Here is an 18,572-nt window from a genome sequence, read left to right as displayed (position 1 = left end):
GACGCCCCTTCTCGCTTATGAATAAAACCATACTACTCATCGGATTTTACTTGTTAATCAATGCTTGCAGCGAATCGCCACCCACGCTTCCAGAACTACCCGAAAATGCCGTCATTCTCGCGTTCGGCGATAGCTTGACTTATGGCTCCGGCGCCTCTGACGGTGACGCCTATCCTCGCGTATTATCCGAATTGATAGGCCGCGAAGTCATCAACGAAGGTCTCCCGGGAGAAACGAGTCAATCGGGCGCGCAACGCCTGCCGGCCTTACTCGACGAATATCGCCCGGACTTGTTGATCTTGATTCACGGCGGTAACGACATGCTACGGAAAATCCCCGCCCAGGAAACCATCGATCATCTCAACTCGATGATCGCAGAAGCGCAGCAACGCAATATCGGCGTGATTATGGTGGGCGTCCCTAAGCCCGCGTTATTTTTGTTGGATAGTGCGGAATTTTATCGCACCGTAGCCGAACAACATGCCATTCCGGCAGATCTGAATACGCTGCCTGAATTACTCGGTAGTACCGAATTCAAATCGGACCCGGTTCATCTGAATCCTGCCGGCTACAAAAAGCTCGCTGAAAAAATCCGAGATTTATTGATCAAAACAGGCGCGTTAGCGCCAGCCTAACGATCATGAAGAAGCCGTCACCGCCCCGGCTAATGAAAGTTCTCGGTAGCGGAGGGTGCGGTCACTCGCCCGACAGGGCGCCGTGAATACGTCCATGTAGGCTCGACGGCGGCGACTGATTGCCATGGATGGCATGAATGCAGATTTTGCAGGAGCAATAATCTGCCCTGCCGCCGACGCTTGCCGGTCGAGCAACCGCACCCTCTTCGGAACCAACATTGTTTTTCATATCGAAAAATTAGATAAAGAGCCCTAATCCACGAACTTTCACAGTAAAATTTAGAAAAATATCAATCTTTGTCGCTATCGTTAAAACTCTGCAATTGACCCGATAACGCCTCGGCGGGCTTACGCACAAATAATCGGGAAAACAACAAACCGAGTTCGAACAAAAGCCACATCGGAATAGCCAACAAAGTCTGAGATATTGCATCCGGGGGCGTCAAAAACATTCCGATGATAAAAGCGCCGACAATCACATAAGGGCGTTTTTCAGCCAAGGCTTTCGGGGTAATCAGGCCGGTCCAGACCAATACGATCGTAAAAATCGGCACCTCGAATGCCAAGCCAAAGGCAAAAAACAAGGTCAGCACAAAGTCCAGATATTTTGCGATATCGGTCATTACCGCGACGCCGGTCGGCGCGGCTGCGGTCAGGAAGCCGAAGATCAAAGGAAACACAACGAAATACGCAAACACTACGCCCAGATAGAACAGAAACGTACTTGCAATCAAGAGCGGCAAAATCATGCGACGCTCGTTTCTATAGAGCCCTGGAGCGACAAAAGCCCAAAATTGATACAGAATGATCGGTACCGAAATAAAAACCGACAGCACCAAGGCCAACTTGAAGGGTGTAAAAAACGGCGATGCAACATCGATCGCGATCATCGTGCTGTTTTCCGGCAAGTGCGCTAATAACGGCCCCGCCAAATAACTATAGATTTCATTAGCATAAGAAGCCAAACCGAGAAACACGACTAAAACCGACAAAACCACCTTTAACAGACGATTTCGCAATTCGATCAAATGGGAAATAAACGGCTGCTCTTGCGTTTCGTCAAAATTTTCGCGGCTCATAGGATTTATTTAGGTTTGCCTTGATCTTCCGAAGCCGATTCAATACCGGATTGAATCGAATGTGCCGCTCCCTTGGTTTCATCCAAAGTTGCTTGTATCTCATCAAACGCCGATTGCTCTTTCAGCACTTGACGAATTTCCTCGGCTTGTAATTCCTGCTTGATTTCCGCTTTCACCGAGGCAACGGTATTACGTAATTTTCCTACCCAAAATCCGGCAATGCGAGCGGCTTTCGGCAACCTCTCCGGCCCAATGACCAATAAGCTGACCAAGCCGATCAGAATCAATTCCCAAAAACCGACATCGAACATAATTTAAACTTTGTCCTGCTCCGACGGCGCTTTTTCTTTTGACTTTTCGGTATCGTCCTCGGCCAGCTGCTTATCTACCTCGCCGTCTTTTACCGCCGAACGAAAACTTTTGATCGCCCCGCCCAAATCCGAACCGATATTACGCAAGCGCTTGGTACCGAACAAAACAATCACGATCACCAAAATAATCAACAATTGCGTGACACTCATGCCCATTTCTTAACTCCGGTTGTTTAGTGAATAGTGAATGGAAAATCGATAATTGAGTCGTACTTTAGCTTTTGTCTTTATACATCGGGCTATTCAGCAGCATAAGCTTAAACGAAGGACACAATGAACCCGCTAATAAACATGGCTTTCCCATCCATTGACTATTCACTATTGACCCTTCTCTATTTCCCCCGGCTCGCTTTTTCCTCGAGTCCGGACAGTCCGAAACGACGTTGCAATTCGCGCAACACATCGTTTGGCCCCAGTCCTTGATGCGCCAACATCACCATGCTGTGAAACCAAAGATCGGCAGTTTCGTAGACGATTTTTTCTTTATCGCCATCCTTCGCGGCCATGACCGTCTCGGTCGCTTCCTCGCCGATCTTTTTTAAAATACTATCCAAGCCTTTCGCATATAGGCTTGCGACGTAAGACTTGTCGGCCGACTCCTGTTTACGTTGCTCCAGAATCGTAGCCAGCTCTTGCAATACTTGATTCATTTTTTATAGATCGTTTGAGGGTCTTTCAAAACCGGTTCGACTGCCTGCCATTGATCGTCTTTCAAGGTTCGATAAAAACAACTTTCACGGCCGGTATGACAAGCGATGCCGCCCTGCTGTTCAATTTTCAACAAAATAACATCTTCATCGCAATCCAGATAAACACCGAGCACTTTTTGCCGATGACCCGATTCCTCGCCTTTACGCCATAGTCGGTTACGGGAACGCGACCAATACACCGCATAGCCTTCGCTGACCGTCAACGCCAGCGATTCGCGGTTCATCCAGGCAAACATCATCACCTTGCCGCTATCGGCTTGCTGCGCAATGACAGGAACTAAGCCGTCACTAGTCCAGCGAATTTCATCCAGCCATCTTTCACTCATGACAAACGCACCTCGATACCTTTTCCGGCCATGTGTTCCTTGGCCTGCTGCACGGTATATTCGGCAAAATGAAAAATACTCGCGGCCAAGACCGCATCGGCCTTGCCTTCGAGAATGCCGTCAGCCAAGTGATCCAAATTGCCGACTCCGCCGGAGGCAATCACCGGCACGGCCACAGCCTCGCTGACCGCGCGAGTCAAAGCCAAATCAAAACCTTCGCGCGTTCCGTCCCTATCCATACTGGTCAATAATATTTCGCCGGCACCATAATCGGTCATTTTTTTTGCCCACTCGACCGCATCGATACCGGTTGGCTTGCGGCCGCCATGAGTAAATATTTCCCAACGATCGGTTTGTCCCGCTTCGCTGACTTTTTTGGCGTCGATCGCAACGACGATACACTGCGAACCGAATCGCGAAGCCGCTTCGCGCACAAATTCGGGATTGCTTACCGCCGCACTATTGATACCGACTTTATCGGCTCCGGCATTCAGCATGCGCCGGATATCGTCGAGCGTTCTGATACCGCCGCCGACCGTCAACGGAATAAAAACCTCGCCGGCCACTTGCTCGACCACATGCACGATCGTATCGCGATCATGATGCGTCGCAGTAATATCAAGAAAAGTCAGTTCGTCCGCGCCTTCTCGATCATAGCGTCTTGCGATTTCGACCGGATCGCCGGCGTCACGTATATCGACGAATTTAACACCCTTGACGACGCGCCCGTTATCGACATCTAAACAAGGAATAATGCGTTTAGCCAGACTCATAAATCAATCGCCGAAAGACTCGGCCAATTTCGCAGCTTCGGCAAAATTCAACGTTCCTTCATAGATTGCACGCCCTGTTATCGCACCGATAATACCATCGCCGACATGCTCGCCGAGCGCCTTAATATCGTCCAAATTGGTTATGCCGCCCGACGCAATAACTGGAATTCGGATCGAACGCGCCAATTCGGCGGTCGCCTCGACATTGACGCCGCTCATCATGCCATCGCGTGAAATATCGGTATAAATGATCGCTTCGACACCGTCCGCCTCAAATTTCTGCGCCATGTCGATCACATCATGATGGGAAAGTTTAGACCAACCGTCGATCGCCACTTTCCCATCTTTGGCATCGAGTCCGACGATAATATGCCCCGGAAATTCGATTGCAACATCTTTGATAAAGTGCGGCTCGCTGACCGCTTTAGTGCCGATGATGACATATTGAACGCCGGCTTCGAGATACGCCTGAATCGTGTCCTCGTCGCGAATACCGCCGCCGATTTGTACCGGTATATCCGGATAGGCTTCGACAATACTCCGGATAATCGCAGCATTTTTCGGTTTACCGGCAAACGCACCGTCCAAATCCACCAAGTGAATGCGCTTCGCACCGGCTTCGACCCATTTCCCGGCAACACTCACCGGATCGTCCGAAAACACCGTATCATCGTCCATATTGCCCTGCCGCAAACGGACACATTTTCCTTCTTTCAAATCGATTGCAGGTATCAACAACATAAGATCAACATCCTCAAGATTTTAATGCCGGATTAACCGGACGCCCTATCAATTAACGTTAAATTGTCCATCCCACTGCAAAAAGTTTTTCAACAGCTGTAAGCCGGCTGATTGACTTTTTTCAGGGTGAAATTGCACGGCAAAAATATTTGCCTTTGCCAATGCACAGGCAAATGGCTTCGGATAATCCGAAGTACCGGATACGACTGATTCATCCTCGGGAACGGCATAATAACTATGCACAAAATAAAATCGGCTGTCCTGCTCGATATTTTCCCAAAGCGGATGCGGCTGTTGCTTAACCCGATTCCAACCCATGTGGGGAATTTTAAGCCGCTCGCCGTTTTTATCCTGAAGGTTATCTGAAAAGCGCCGCACTTGGCCCGGAATGATATTCAAACACATTGTTGCATCGCTTTCCTCGCTATCGGTCAATAAAGCCTGCATACCCAGACAAATACCGAGCATCGGTTTTTCTTGCGAGACGGTCTTGATCGCCGAAGCCAAACCTGAAGCATTAAGCGCCCGCATACAATCGCCGATCGCTCCAACGCCGGGAAAAACGACGCGATCGGCCCGCAAAACGGATTCGATATCGGATACGACCCTGACTTCGGCACTAGGATCCGCATGTTGCAAAGCTTTAGCAATGGAATGCAGATTGCCCATTCCATAATCGATAACTGCGACTGATGACATAGTGAAGAAGGATTAAAGTGTTCCTTTGGTTGACGGCATTATTCCGGCCATTCGTGGATCTTGCGCAACTGCCATGCGTAACGCGCGGCCCATCGCTTTAAATATGGTTTCGGCAATATGATGCGCATTTGAGCCTTTAAGGTTATCAATGTGCAAGGTCACGCCGGCATGATTAACAAAGCCTTGAAAAAACTCGCGGAATAAATCGACATCGAAGCGACCGATCGCGCCTCTAGGAAATTTTACATCGTACACCAATCCCGGACGACCTGAAAAGTCGATCACTACGCGAGATAAGGCTTCATCAAGCGGCACATAAGCATGACCGTAGCGATACAGGCCTTTTTTATCGCCGACCGCTTGGGCAAAGGCTTGACCGAGTGTAATACCGATATCTTCGACGGTATGATGATCGTCGATATGCAGATCGCCTTTAGCGGTAACATCGAGATCGATCAAACCATGCCGCGCAATTTGATCCATCATGTGTTCGAGAAAAGGTACGCCGGTCGAAAAAACCGCGGATCCGGTACCATCCAGATTAATTGCGACTGCTATTTGTGTTTCGAGTGTGTTGCGCTCGATTCGCGCGCTTCGTGAGGTCATAAAGACTGCGTTGTTAATAATTAGCGGGCTTATTCTACTATGAAAAAAATCAATTATGCAGCGATTCGCTGCTAAACTAAGGCTAATCTTATTTTGTAAGCCTAAACGTACATAAATTTCAGCTTTGACTGACTTCTTTTTTAGTCATTTTGCGGCACAATAAGCCGTCGCCAAAACATAGGAGTTAGGGATAGATTTCGACAGGGTGTCTTAAGGACGATCGCATAAGCCAACCACTCGGCGATAAACGCCTCGAATCGCTAGTCGATTCGAGGCTTTTTTTATGTTTCTTAGGCCGCCGCGGCTCTCGATGCCTTTTTGCGCTCATGCTCCTGCAGCAATTTCTTACGCAAGCGAATCGATACCGGCGTCACTTCAACCAGTTCGTCTTCATCGATAAACTCCAAGGCTTGCTCCAACGACATTTTCTGAATCGGCGTTAAAATCAGATTCTCGTCGGTTCCCGCCGCTCTGATGTTAGTTAACTGCTTCGCTTTAGTCGGATTCACGACTAAATCGTTGCTGCGCGAATGAATGCCGACCAGCATGCCTTCGTACACTTCATCGGCATGCACCAAAAACAACTCGCCACGCTCCTGTAACGCAAACAATGCATAGGCCAATGCTTTACCTTGCGCCATAGAGACCAACACGCCGCGTTTACGCGCGCCCAATTCACCCTTCTTAATAGGTCCATAATGATCGAAAACATGATACAGCAACCCCGAACCGGAGGTCGATGTCATGAACTCGGTTTGGAATCCGATCAAACCGCGTGACGGGATCATATACTCCAGCCGAATACGGCCTTTGCCGTCCGGCACCATATTCAACAAATCGCCTTTGCGCTCGCCGAGTTTTTCCATGATGGTTCCTTGATGCGCTTCCTCGACTTCGATCGTCACGAATTCGAAAGGCTCGCATTTTTCGCCGTCGATTTCTTTGATAATGACTTCCGGCCGGGACACACCCAATTCGAAGCCTTCGCGGCGCATGTTTTCGATCAATACCGATAGATGCAGTTCGCCGCGTCCGGACACTTTGAACTTATCCGGATCGTCGGTACTCTCGACTCTTAATGCGACATTATGCTGCAATTCTTTTTGCAAGCGATCGTGAATTTGTCTCGAAGTGAGAAACTTACCTTCCCGACCGGCAAACGGCGAGGTATTGACTTGGAAAGTCATGGTCACGGTCGGTTCGTCGACCGACAAGGCCGGTAAGGCCTCGACCGTATCGGGATGACATAAGGTTTCGGAAATTTCCAGCTTATCGATACCGGTAAACGCGATGATGTCCCCGGCTTGCGCTTCCGGTACTTCGACGCGCTCCAAGCCATGGAAACCGAAAATTTGTAAGATACGGCCTTTGCGGATCGCTCCTTCGCGATTGATCAACGTCAACGGCATATTGGTTTTCACCTTGCCTCGCTGAATGCGCCCAATCCCGATCACACCGACATAGGAGTTGTAATCCAGGCTACTGACCTGCATTTGGAACGGCCCGTCCAAGTCGACATCCGGCGGACTGACTTTTTCGACAATCGTTTCGAACAACGGCGTCATATCGCCTTCGGTCGCATCGGTATCCAAACTGGCATAACCGTTTAGTGCCGACGCATAGACGATCGGAAAATCCAATTGCTCGTCGGTCGCGCCAAGACGGTCGAACAGATCGAAGGTTTGATCGACCACCCAATCCGGACGAGCGCCGGGGCGATCGATTTTATTGATCACGACAATCGGCTTTAAACCCAATGCAAACGCTTTTTGCGTCACGAAACGTGTTTGCGGCATCGGCCCGTCGACGGCGTCGACTAACAACAGCACAGAATCGACCATCGACAATACGCGCTCGACTTCTCCGCCGAAATCGGCATGGCCCGGAGTATCGACGATGTTGATATGATAACCGTTCCAATCCAACGCGGTATTTTTGGCCAGAATCGTAATACCCCTTTCTTTTTCAATGTCGTTCGAATCCATGATCCGCTCGGAAACCTTTTCATGGCTCTTGAACGTGCCGGACTGTTGTAACAACTTATCGACCAAGGTGGTTTTGCCGTGGTCTACGTGCGCAATAATTGCGATATTTCTTAAATTTTCGATCACTTAAATAAACTCTGAAGATTAATGAATTATGCGGCAACCTGAACTTCTGGTTGAGGAGTCAGAAGCCGAACATTGAGAAAGGCAAGATTGAACAATTAGTTAGCTTTGTTCCCAAGGTAAATCATGAAAGCGCCAACCACCTCGATTGCCGCGGTGTTTGTCGTCGTCGAGAGGACCTTCAAAGCCTTCCAATATATTGATAGGACGAGAATACCCAGCCGTCTCCAAGGCAGCCGCCGCATCCAACGATCGTTGCCCGCTTCGGCACAGCAACAACACCGGTGCATTTTTATCGGGAACCGCTTCGGCTACCTGCTCGACAAACGAGGCATTGACTTGCCAATCCGGATATTCTTTCCACGGAATATGCACCGCGCCTATCGGGTGCCCGACGTGGCTATGTTCCATTTTAGTCCTGACATCGATCAGTACGGCGCTCGGATCGGTTTGCAATAATTGCCATGCTTGTTTCGGTTCTAAGTTTTCTACCATAATGGAATCGATCGACTAAATTTAACGGATGGTATTCGGGAGATGCTTTTCAAACAGATCGCGACGGATTCAATTTCTTGCTTTTAAAGCCGTTAGAATTTGAATAAAATTATACCTGTCGTAGATTAAAATTCAGCACTGCCGAAATTTCAAGTATGAACGGTATATCACTTTCTACCAATGAATTGAGCTTCATTTCTGAGGCCTAACTCTATGTCGCCTATCGATCCGTATTCCCGATAATAAATCGGCTTTAATTCGGCAAATAATTCCAATAATTCGCCTTCAGCCAATAAAAAATCGGGACTGTTCGGCCCTCTTTCAACGACTTTCTCGCGGGTATACGTTTGATAAAATAACAAACCGCCTGGATTCAAAGCGTCTATTATCGCATCACACAGACTCCGGTCAAGAAATCGACTGATAACAATGACATCGAAACGATAGCCGGAGAAAGATTTTTTATCGATGGCGCACTGCTTCGCCTGAATAGCCAAGCCTTGCTTGTCGGCATCATGCTGCAATTTTTCTACCGCTACGGTCGATATATCCCAGGCAAAAACAGACAAACCCGCCGCAGCAAGCAATCGAGCATTAGCGCCTAAGCCGCAAGCTAAATCCAAAGCCGCGCCATTTTGCGGCAACAAAAAAGCATTTTCCGATAAAACTTCAGCAGGCCTGTATTCCGAAATATTGGCTTGACGGTAAACGGCATCCCATTTTGCCGCAATTTCATTAATTGCGTTAGATCCCATCGATACCGACTCGCCTAGGCAGCCACTCCTGCAAAAAATCTAAAAACTTTCTGACTTTGGTAGACAGATATTTTCGATGCGGATAAACGGCGTGTATCTCCAGGGGCGCCAATTCATAGTCTTCCAATACCGGCATCAACTTACCTTTTTCGATATCCCTCCCGACAATATATCTAGGCAACATCACCATTCCTAGGCCCTCTATCGCTCCGACTCGAATCGGATCGGCCACGTTAGCGACGATGCGCCCTTTTACCTTGATCATCAAATCACCATAAGGCCCCTTGAACCGCCATTGATCCCTCGGCGGAATCGACCAATTGACCAAACAGCTATGATCGGTCAAGTCCTCGGGCGTTTTAGGAATGCCATATTGTTGGAAATAACCGGGAGCTCCGCAAACCACTAAAGGCGAACTGGCGAGTTTGCGCGCAATCATACTGGAATCTTCGACGCCGCCCAAATTTATCGCGAGATCAATACCCTCATCAATCAGGTCACCCATATTGCCTTGCAAAATGATAGTCACCTCCAAATCGGGATACAACTTGAGAAACTCCGATATCGCCGGCGCGATTTGGGTGGCGCCGATGACTTGAGGCGCACTGATTTTCAGCGTTCCGCGCGGCTCGGTCTGCAGTTGCGTTACCGTAGCTTCCATTTCTTCGATATCATCCAATACCTGTTGGCAACGCTCCAGGTACGATGCGCCCATTTCTGTCAGACTCAGACTGCGTGTGGTTCTGTTGAACAACCGAGTGCCTAAATGTTCTTCCAATTGCATGATATGCTTGGTCGCCATGGCTCTCGAAATATCTAAATCGCGCGCACCGCCGGCGAAACTACCGGCCTTAGCCACCCGAACGAAAACATTCATGCTGGTTAATTTGTCCATTCATCTCTCTTTGAGTTTTAATTACTCGAGTCAACAACTTATACTTCGCGCGGTCATGTTTTCGGCTTTTATGGCAATGCTATTTTGTTCGGTAGCAAGGCGCGAAAAAGGCGCATAGCAAGCTGTGAAACTGTTTTCGCAACGGCAGCTACCGGGCAAAAAACGCGTCAGCTTACCAGAAAATGAGACCGCGCGGAGTATATCCTGTTGCTCACGATAATTCCGTTTTAGAATCGCTCCGCTACTTTCATACGCAACTATCGCTTGCCATTTATTTCATTTTTACTTAATATCTTCGGCGCTATAATAGCGCTTTAAGCAAAATTTCAAGACTCCATCTTCCAAACAAAAATCTCGATAAATTAGTCTCAAGAAAAAGAGACTAGTTTGCACGCTCTTTTGTTTCTAATTAAGAAACAATTTATCAACATATCAACCTATTGTCTGCTGAAATAAACTCTGTATAGTATTTCCCAAGCCCGCTGCGAAACTTCATTGGCTCACTAATAGCCAACGAAACCGATGCATCGGAGACCCTTACTCGTTGAATTTAACTGCAGCTCGCCGGAATAACATCGACTTGATATAAAATTCCTATGCAGATTCGTTTACCATGTTCTAACCCTCCTGGTGTAGTACCAACAAGCAGTTCCTCCTCAAAACTCTGCTTGATTTTTCACCTCCCTCTGCTTCCAAGCATTGGGAGGTTTTTTTTGCCTCTTTATATCTACTCCGCTACTTTTTCCAAAAAATCCGGCCATGCGTTAGTCGCGGCAAAACTTTTCGTCGAGCAGTTGAATAGCCAATCATCGATATCACATTGGGGCGAAAAACCCGATACCGCTTGCTTCAAAATCATCCGGACTTGCCGATAGTCGTCAACTAAGGCTGCCTGTTCCATTGCCGACAATAGCTTTTCAAGCTCATTCCAAGCAACAACCTCCTCTTCGGCCCGCATGATACGCGGGTGCTCGGTTACGGAAACATTGTCGCCTATCAATAGCTCTTCATAAAGCTTTTCTCCCGATCGCAAACCGGTAAATACAATCTCGATATCGCCTTCAGGACGCGCATCAGCCTTGACCGTTAAACCGCTCAGCTTGATCATACGTTTTGCCAAATCCAAAATCTTGACCGGTTCACCCATGTCCAAGACAAAAACATCGCCGCCCTTCCCCATTGCACCGGCTTGTATCACCAATTGGGCGGCTTCGGGAATCGTCATGAAATAGCGAATGATTTTCGGGTCGGTCACGGTCACCGGCCCGCCCTTGGCAATTTGTTCACGGAATAACGGCACCACAGAGCCCGACGAACCCAATACATTACCGAAACGCACCATAGTAAATCGCGTTGCTCGCGGGTTTTGATTTTCAATGCTTAAGGCTTGTAAAATCAGCTCGGCAAAGCGCTTGGTCGCCCCCATCGTATTGGTTGGCCGTACCGCCTTATCGGTCGATATCAATACGAAAGTCTCTACATTCGCGTTGATAGCTGCGCGGGCGGTATGTAAAGTGCCTAATATATTATTCCTAACCGCTTCGCCCGGGTTTTTCTCAACCATCGGCACATGCTTATAAGCGGCGGCATGATAGATCGTTTGCACGCCGAATGCCCGGCAAATTTTTTCGACTCGACTCCCGTTAACCACCGATCCGAGAACGGCGATGATTTGCGTATCGACAACATCCAATTTTGCCAAATAAAGATTTAACTCCCTCTCGATCTCATAGAGCGCAAACTCGCATTGCTCGTATAAAATCAATGCCTTCGGTTGCAATTGAATAATTTGCCGGCACAACTCCGAGCCGATCGAACCGCCGGCGCCGGTAACCATTACCTTTTTGCCGGTCGTATTAGCGGTCAATAATGTTTGATCCGGATCCACGGCATCCCGCCCCAGCAAATCGGCAATATCAACCTCTTGCAATTCATCGAATGTCACCTTTCCTTGCGCTATATCGGACATTCCCGGCATTGACCGAACATGGACCGGAAAAGGCTCCAATAGGCGAATTATCTCGCTCCTCCGGCTTCTAGCTACCGACGGCATTGCCAATAGTATATCGGTAACGGCAAATTTATCGATTAGATAGCTTAACGCGGTAAACGGATGAATTTTAACACCGTTAACTTTTTGCCCATGCAACAAGGCATTGTCGTCGATAAATGCAATCGGTCGAAAATCATGACCATGCGCCAATGCCGAAGACAACTGTACACCGGCATTTCCTGCACCATAAATTATGACATTGTTGCGGCGACACAATTCCGGATCTGCACTCCTTGCCATGCGCGCATATTGCTCGCCAAACCACCATCGCGCCATAAACCGGCTCCCACCGGCAAATAACAACATGATCAACCAATTCAGCGGCGGCACCGTCCTCGGCACCAAGCCAACTCTCAATTGAAACACCAATGCAGCAAATATCAAAGCATACAAAGTAACCGCTTGAACGATCGTCGCTAACGCTCTAACGCCGATATAACGAATAATCGCCCGGTACAGCCCCATTCTGATAAAAATCGGAATGACAATACAGGGCGCCAACACAAACAAAATCCAAACGCGGTCTTCCAGAACATAAAACTCACCAAACCGCAAAGAAAATGCCAACCAAAGTGCGAAGACCGCAAAAAATACGTCCGCACTCATCATTATCGCTACTTTTTTAGGCCGCGATAATCTTAAAAACCAGTCCGCTAAATTTTCCATGCTATTTACCCTTCCAAAATGAAACTCACCGAATGGCTAATCGTGCCGGTTATACCTGATCCGAATCGAAGCTACTCCCTTTTGATTGAAAAACCGGCTAAGAATTAAGGTATGGGATGTGACTATCGAGGGCCGCCGTTCAACCAGCATCTAAATTCCATAGGTATTTGGCAATGATACAAAATTCATGGCTTATTTAGGTGCCGGGTGAATACGTCCATGTAGGCTCTATGCCAGCTCCATGCAGGCAAAGCCTTTATGAACGCCATGGATGGCGTGAATGTCGATTTTGCAGGAGCGAAAATCGACCGGACACCCAGGCGCCTCCTCTGGCACTGCCGAAATTTGAAGTACGACAAGTATAAATAAAAGGCAGGCTGGATTAACAAAGCGTCATACGCAAACACCATGATTCAATCATTAGTCGTGCCGGCACCAAGCTTCAGAACTGCAACACACAAAGGCGCTGTCGCAACGATACAAATCAACGGTGCCCAAGCTTCGTAGATCACCGACACATAAGCCCAAGGCAGTAGCCAAAACACATTTATCGCCAGCACGCTTTGTGTTACCTTTTTATGCGAATTCAAGCGCCTCGATAATATCTGATAGGCATGACTCCGGTGAGCCCGATACCAAATTTCCCCTCTCAATATTCGTCGCCATAATGTTGTCGTGGCGTCGACGATGAATACCGACATTAAAATCCACCAACACCACATATTCAGCCCTCCACTTATTGAGGTCATTAGGGCCATTAAGCCTAAGATAAATCCCAAAAATCCGCTACAAGCATCACCCATGAAAATCTTCGCCGGCGGCCAATTCCACACTAAAAAACCGCCTACGCAAACGGCCAATAATAATGAAATCAATGCCCAATGCATTTGACCTTGCAGCCCTAGCAGCAAAGCGACCGCACCTGCCGTAGTCATTGCCTCAACACCCGCGAGCCCATCGATACCATCCATGAAGTTATAAAGGTTCAATAACCAAACGAGCATCAAACTATAGAAAAAAAACAAAATTATCGAATTATCCAATACCCAGGAAAAAAATTGTATCCTCGGCAATTCCGGCAACAAGAACAATGCGCCGGTTGCCGCGATAAAATGCACCAAAAAACGCCATTTAACCGCCAACGATTGATGATCATCCCAAAAACCAATTCCGGCAATCAAAGCACTGGACAGAATCAAGACCAGTATGGAATGAGGACCACCCTCCTGTGCATCAATAACCGTTAACCCTATAATGGTGGATAAAAAGACAATAACAACAGCGAACCCACCGCCTCTAGGCGTCGGAACATCATGCGAGCTTCGTAAATTTGGAATATCTATTAATTTTTTTTTGAATGCGTATCGTCTAATTAGCCCAGTTAACAGATAACTTGCCGTAAAAACATATAAACATAATGCTATCGTTAAAACCATAATCGACCTATGACTGCCCATCATTGGGGCAAGTTCTTAATGAATATCTGTTTACCAAAAACCGGCAACAACAATCTGCATTCGACTTATTTTAATTTACAAGTCTCATAAATGAATTAAATATACAACGACGGGTCCCCCTAGCGCAGCCTCATTGCACTTAGAATTTCGTGATAAATAACGCCCTGAAACTATGAGCTTTGTTGAGAGTTCGGCCACTCGCTTAACCGACCCTACACCTAAATTATCCAAGACAATTAATCCTAGCCCATGGCCTATGGAATTTAGGTGCTGGGTGAATACGTCCATGTAGACTCTATGCCAGCTCCATGCTGGCAAAGCCTTTGTCGGATACCCAGGCGCCTCCTCAAGGATTGCCGAAATTTGAAGCGCGAAAGGTATAACATGTTTTTTGCTACTTAAAATACGCCTCGGCAGCCTTTTGCAATTGCGCTTCCATCGTAATGACCGGACTCCATCCCAATTGCCTTTTAGCCTTCGTAATGTCAACTCTTAATGAGCCCAATAAGCTATTCGCAATCCCTGGCTTCCCGATAAGCTTAGCCGCAAAGTACAACCAATTCACCGGCACCGGAATCAACAATAGTTTTCTTCCGAACGCCCTAGAGGTCATTTTCAGTAAGTCAATTGTCGACACATCTTCGCCATCGGCAATCAAAAAAATTTCATTGGCTGCATTGGGATGATCAATACATATCACTATAAACTCCACTAAATTGTCCAGAGCTATCAGCGAGCGTTTATTATCGACCGCACCGAGCGGAAGCGGTATGCTTTTCGCCGCAAAATCCATAAGCCTTCTGAAATTACCTGGAGCATTGGGCCCATAGACCAGCGGCGGACGAATTATTACGACAGCCATTCCCGTTTCCCTCGCTATCGCTTGAAGACCGCACTCCGCCTCGTACTTCGAAACGGCATAAGCTTCAACCGGGTTAGGCCTATCCATTTCGGTAAAAGGCCGTTCATTACTGTTGCCGTTTACGCCAATGGAACTGATAAAGACAAAGCGTTTGACGCCTGCTCTCGCCGCCTGCCTGGCTAAATTCAAGGTGCCTTCAACATTGACTTTCCGAAATTCGGTCAAGGGATCGGCTGAGGAATCATGCAAAAGGTGTGCTCTTGCCGCCAAATGGACGATACCGTCAACATCCTTCAGAACCGCTCGCCAATCCGTATCGGCGGTAATTTCGCTAACCGTTACCGTCTCTATATTCGAATCGATAGAATCGATAGAAGCGCGCTTATGTCTAACGATACCCGTAACCTCGTACTTTCCCGCATCCGTTAGTCGCTTAGCAAGACCTTGTCCAATGAATCCGGTTACACCTGTTACAAGAAGCTTCATCGATTATCCTGAACTACTGCATCATAAATCTGCATAGTTTTTTGGAGCATTGTTTGGAAGCTAAATTCTTTCTCAAACCGCTGCCGCCCATTTCGCCCCATTTGTATCCGCATGGCTTCAGACTCGACAAGGCTTGTAATGGCTTGAGCCAACGCATCGTCATCATCGCGGTCGACCAATATCCCTGCCTCACCGTCCTGAACCGCCTCGGGCACGCCGCCTACCCTTGATGCAATAACCGGTAACCCGGCACGCATGGCTTCTAAAATCGTCAACGGCAAACCTTCCCAATTAGAGATAAGACAAAAGATATCCGACTCGTCCAACAGAGCATCCACATCATTACGAGCCCCTAAAAATTTAACGCGCTCCGCCAAGCCATAATCCCTTGCTAAGTCTGTCATGTTGCGCATGGTCGGCCCATCGCCTACAAACTCCATTATCCACGGAAGATGTGTAAGCCGAGCCAGCGCCGTTAGTAGGGCGTCATGGTTTTTTGGGGCCTCGAAACGCGCAACCATAATCAACTTGATAACATGACCGAACGGTCGGTCTCTTTTAATTTTTCGGAGGGAATCGGGTATGCCATTATGAATGGTCGTTAATAGGTTTTGATTACCAACTCCCAAATCAAGCGCCAATTTTCTATCATAATTTGAGACCGTAATAATTTTATCCGCAAAATTCGCCATGAATCGTTCGATAAGCCGATAAACCAAACGCCTTTTTTTAGAAACGCCCTCGGTAAAAGACCAACCATGAACCGTAAAGATCACTGGAATATTCAGCCGTTTTGCAACCAAACGACCCAATATACCGGCTTTTGACGAATGAAGGTGCAGTATATCCGGCTTAATTCTTGAAATAAGCTCTTTAAGTTCAAAATATCCACGCCAATCATTAACGGGGCTAATTTGGCGAACCATGTGACTCAATGAAATACAAGACAAGTGATTGGCTTTCGCGCGCTCTTGAAAAACACCATGTCCGCCAACCAAAATATAGACCTCATGCCCCACCTCTTGAACCCCTCGAACCAGATCAAGCAAGTGTACACTCGCTCCTCCCATGACATCGGAACGAGTAATGACATAAACAATTTTCAAAATAATTCCTCAAAGCCTCGAGAATGAAAACCGCCACGGTAATCTTAAATACATTATTTCTTTATTATACGCTTAAAAACGATGTCTCCAGCGCCTCGCATAGGTCAGAAACTTAGGCGGTATTGGTAACAACAATGCGATTTTGATATATAAACCCCACAAACCTAAATCTTTTACCAATTTTAGAATGCTTATGGCACTACCGTAATCTCCTGTCTCACACATTCCCGCGCATGTGTAAAAAGCAATCCGTGAAAACAGTAACGAAATTGACTGCCGCCGATGAATGTCCTCTACTTCCGACAATAACTGACTGAGATAAAGCAGGGATCCGGGGGCCTCGCTCTCGCGCAACCGCACGCTTCGATTGACCGCATCACGATTGTACACGGCAGTGATAACAGCGGCATGAGCCACTTCATAATCTAGTGCCAATCTTGTCCAGGCAATTAAATCGGGCCCCTTTTTTACACCGATCGGAAACCCGCCAACAGACAACATCGCATCTTTTCTAACACACGCTGTCGTTGAATTGATTAAGGACAGGCCATTCGCAAACCGGCAAAAAAAATCATCGACATAACCATTAAAATTCTGCGGATATGCCATTCCCGGAACTATCGTTTTTCCATCATGAACGATTTCGTGCATCGTACTAAACAAAGCCGCGTTAGGATAAGATTTGATCAAATGCTGCAATCTCTCAATATGATTGTCATACCAATAATCGTCAGCATCTAGAAAGGCGACATAACAACCTTTTGCCTCCCTAACCCCTGTATTTCGCGCACTACTTTCCCCCTGGTTCGTTTGTCGTATTAATTTGACCAAAGGATTTCGAAGACTTTCTACGATATCCGCACCCTTGTCTGTCGAACCATCATCGACCACGATAATTTCTAATGGCAACACTTTTTGCGAAAGGACACTAGCTAACGTATGAGCGATATGTGGGGCCTTGTTATAAAGCGGAATGACTGTGGATATCGTTGGCAGCACGTTAAAGTCTCCGATAATTCTTAAATAGTCTTGCCAAAAAAATCACCAATTGAAAGAACCGATGCTCCCCTGTCGCTAATTGCACACGAAAACATTCGGTTAACGCACCCAGTATGTCGTTACCGCTGGTTCCCTCGGTAGAAAACTCCCCCGCAACAAAATCGGCTTTGACAATATCAGCGCCGCTATCACCCACTTTCTTTAAAAAAAATTGATCCGCCGCCATAGGAAATCGGTGAGAATATAGGCCAAATTTTTCATGCAATCCTTTGTGAATAACAGTTCCGACGGCATGGCTGCTGACATAGGCAAATTGCCCGTACAGCCAAGGCCAAGGCCGCCTTACACTATGAACAATACCATCCGCGAAAACCTTTGCCGTGATCATATCGGCATCGGAATCGTTGATAGCCTGGCGAAACGTCGCCACTGCATCCGGAAACAGTCTGTCGTCGGCACCTAGGACCAGATAGTATTTTGCATTTGCGATCGTAACCGCACGGTTCAACGCATCATAAATCCCAAAATCCGGTCTTGAATCCATCACTAAATTTAGGTCTTTAACTTGAGCCAATAGCTCTAATGTATTATCAGTAGAAGCCCCATCAGCAACGACCCATTCAAAATCTTGGTCGGTCTGCAGCCTTAGACTTTCTATCAATCTTGGCAATACAGATGCGGCATTGTAAGTAGCTGTTATGATACTCAGCGTTGGCTTATTTCGATTAATGTCACTTCGCACTGGAATTT

21 protein-coding genes are annotated in these 18,572 nt (G+C 47.4%); 1 reads left to right on the top strand and 20 read right to left on the bottom strand.

What is annotated here, in order from left to right; all coding sequences use genetic code 11:
* Positions 1 to 17 precede the first annotated feature (17 nt).
* Positions 18 to 635, top strand: a complete 618-nt coding sequence (locus WJM45_RS00410; RefSeq protein WP_341327042.1) for a GDSL-type esterase/lipase family protein — start codon at positions 18 to 20, stop codon at positions 633 to 635.
* Between the two features lie 61 nt (positions 636 to 696).
* Here the strand turns inward: WJM45_RS00410 and WJM45_RS00405 are convergent, their stop codons facing one another.
* From WJM45_RS00405 to WJM45_RS00310, 20 genes are all read right to left on the bottom strand, one after another.
* Positions 697 to 864 (bottom strand): hypothetical protein, encoded by a 168-nt coding sequence (locus WJM45_RS00405; protein ID WP_341327041.1) that lies wholly within the window; start codon positions 862 to 864, stop codon positions 697 to 699.
* Positions 865 to 925: 61 nt separating this feature from the next.
* On the bottom strand, positions 926 to 1,714 hold the full coding sequence (gene tatC / locus WJM45_RS00400; RefSeq protein ID WP_341327040.1) for a twin-arginine translocase subunit TatC: 789 nt from the start codon (positions 1,712 to 1,714) through the stop codon (positions 926 to 928).
* 5 nt (positions 1,715 to 1,719) lie between these two features.
* Entirely contained in the window at positions 1,720 to 2,025 is a 306-nt protein-coding gene (tatB, locus tag WJM45_RS00395) for a Sec-independent protein translocase protein TatB (protein ID WP_341327039.1), read from the bottom strand.
* A gap of 3 nt (positions 2,026 to 2,028) precedes the next feature.
* Complete coding sequence (tatA, locus tag WJM45_RS00390) at positions 2,029 to 2,241, bottom strand: twin-arginine translocase TatA/TatE family subunit (protein WP_341327038.1); 213 nt, start codon at positions 2,239 to 2,241, stop codon at positions 2,029 to 2,031.
* 176 nt (positions 2,242 to 2,417) lie between these two features.
* Positions 2,418 to 2,735 (bottom strand): phosphoribosyl-ATP diphosphatase, encoded by a 318-nt coding sequence (locus WJM45_RS00385; RefSeq protein WP_341327037.1) that lies wholly within the window; start codon positions 2,733 to 2,735, stop codon positions 2,418 to 2,420.
* Positions 2,732 to 3,121, bottom strand: coding sequence for a phosphoribosyl-AMP cyclohydrolase (hisI, locus tag WJM45_RS00380; protein ID WP_341327036.1), 390 nt, complete (start codon positions 3,119 to 3,121; stop codon positions 2,732 to 2,734). Before hisI ends, WJM45_RS00385 begins: the two co-directional genes overlap by 4 nt.
* On the bottom strand, positions 3,118 to 3,894 hold the full coding sequence (gene hisF / locus WJM45_RS00375) for an imidazole glycerol phosphate synthase subunit HisF (RefSeq protein WP_341327035.1): 777 nt from the start codon (positions 3,892 to 3,894) through the stop codon (positions 3,118 to 3,120). Before hisF ends, hisI begins: the two co-directional genes overlap by 4 nt.
* Before the next feature lie 3 nt (positions 3,895 to 3,897).
* Positions 3,898 to 4,635 carry a 1-(5-phosphoribosyl)-5-[(5-phosphoribosylamino)methylideneamino]imidazole-4-carboxamide isomerase gene (gene hisA / locus WJM45_RS00370; protein WP_341327034.1) on the bottom strand — a complete coding sequence of 246 codons (738 nt, stop codon included), beginning with the start codon at positions 4,633 to 4,635 and terminating at the stop codon, positions 3,898 to 3,900.
* A gap of 48 nt (positions 4,636 to 4,683) precedes the next feature.
* Positions 4,684 to 5,334, bottom strand: coding sequence for an imidazole glycerol phosphate synthase subunit HisH (hisH, locus tag WJM45_RS00365; protein ID WP_341327033.1), 651 nt, complete (start codon positions 5,332 to 5,334; stop codon positions 4,684 to 4,686).
* Positions 5,335 to 5,346: 12 nt separating this feature from the next.
* Positions 5,347 to 5,940, bottom strand: a complete 594-nt coding sequence (hisB, locus tag WJM45_RS00360) for an imidazoleglycerol-phosphate dehydratase HisB (RefSeq protein WP_341327032.1) — start codon at positions 5,938 to 5,940, stop codon at positions 5,347 to 5,349.
* A 290-nt stretch (positions 5,941 to 6,230) separates the two neighbouring features.
* The gene (typA, locus tag WJM45_RS00355) at positions 6,231 to 8,051 is read right to left on the bottom strand and encodes a translational GTPase TypA (RefSeq protein WP_341327031.1); all 1,821 of its coding nucleotides are present in this window, start codon (positions 8,049 to 8,051) and stop codon (positions 6,231 to 6,233) included.
* A 99-nt stretch (positions 8,052 to 8,150) separates the two neighbouring features.
* Positions 8,151 to 8,543: a rhodanese-like domain-containing protein gene (locus tag WJM45_RS00350; RefSeq protein ID WP_341327030.1), complete on the bottom strand. Its 393-nt coding sequence runs from the start codon at positions 8,541 to 8,543 to the stop codon at positions 8,151 to 8,153.
* Between the two features lie 167 nt (positions 8,544 to 8,710).
* Positions 8,711 to 9,298 carry a class I SAM-dependent methyltransferase gene (locus WJM45_RS00345; protein WP_341327029.1) on the bottom strand — a complete coding sequence of 196 codons (588 nt, stop codon included), beginning with the start codon at positions 9,296 to 9,298 and terminating at the stop codon, positions 8,711 to 8,713.
* On the bottom strand, positions 9,288 to 10,193 hold the full coding sequence (locus WJM45_RS00340) for a LysR family transcriptional regulator (protein ID WP_014146591.1): 906 nt from the start codon (positions 10,191 to 10,193) through the stop codon (positions 9,288 to 9,290). The genes WJM45_RS00345 and WJM45_RS00340 overlap by 11 nt, the downstream gene beginning before the upstream one ends.
* 727 nt (positions 10,194 to 10,920) lie before the next feature.
* Positions 10,921 to 12,912 (bottom strand): nucleoside-diphosphate sugar epimerase/dehydratase, encoded by a 1,992-nt coding sequence (locus WJM45_RS00335; protein ID WP_341327028.1) that lies wholly within the window; start codon positions 12,910 to 12,912, stop codon positions 10,921 to 10,923.
* 413 nt (positions 12,913 to 13,325) lie between these two features.
* Positions 13,326 to 14,111 (bottom strand): glycosyltransferase family 4 protein, encoded by a 786-nt coding sequence (locus tag WJM45_RS00330; RefSeq protein WP_341327027.1) that lies wholly within the window; start codon positions 14,109 to 14,111, stop codon positions 13,326 to 13,328.
* A gap of 652 nt (positions 14,112 to 14,763) precedes the next feature.
* Positions 14,764 to 15,717 (bottom strand): SDR family oxidoreductase, encoded by a 954-nt coding sequence (locus WJM45_RS00325; protein WP_341327026.1) that lies wholly within the window; start codon positions 15,715 to 15,717, stop codon positions 14,764 to 14,766.
* Positions 15,714 to 16,823, bottom strand: coding sequence for a glycosyltransferase family 4 protein (locus tag WJM45_RS00320; RefSeq protein ID WP_341327025.1), 1,110 nt, complete (start codon positions 16,821 to 16,823; stop codon positions 15,714 to 15,716). The genes WJM45_RS00325 and WJM45_RS00320 overlap by 4 nt, the downstream gene beginning before the upstream one ends.
* A 72-nt stretch (positions 16,824 to 16,895) precedes the next feature.
* The gene (locus WJM45_RS00315) at positions 16,896 to 17,822 is read right to left on the bottom strand and encodes a glycosyltransferase family A protein (protein WP_341327024.1); all 927 of its coding nucleotides are present in this window, start codon (positions 17,820 to 17,822) and stop codon (positions 16,896 to 16,898) included.
* Between the two features lies 1 nt (position 17,823).
* Positions 17,824 to 18,564: a glycosyltransferase gene (locus WJM45_RS00310; protein ID WP_341327023.1), complete on the bottom strand. Its 741-nt coding sequence runs from the start codon at positions 18,562 to 18,564 to the stop codon at positions 17,824 to 17,826.
* Positions 18,565 to 18,572: the final 8 nt, after the last annotated feature.

The sequence above is a fragment of the Methylotuvimicrobium sp. KM2 genome (assembly GCF_038051925.1).
In the GTDB taxonomy this organism is placed as follows: Bacteria; Pseudomonadota; Gammaproteobacteria; order Methylococcales; family Methylomonadaceae; genus Methylotuvimicrobium.
This window is presented reverse-complemented; position numbering and strand designations above follow the sequence as displayed.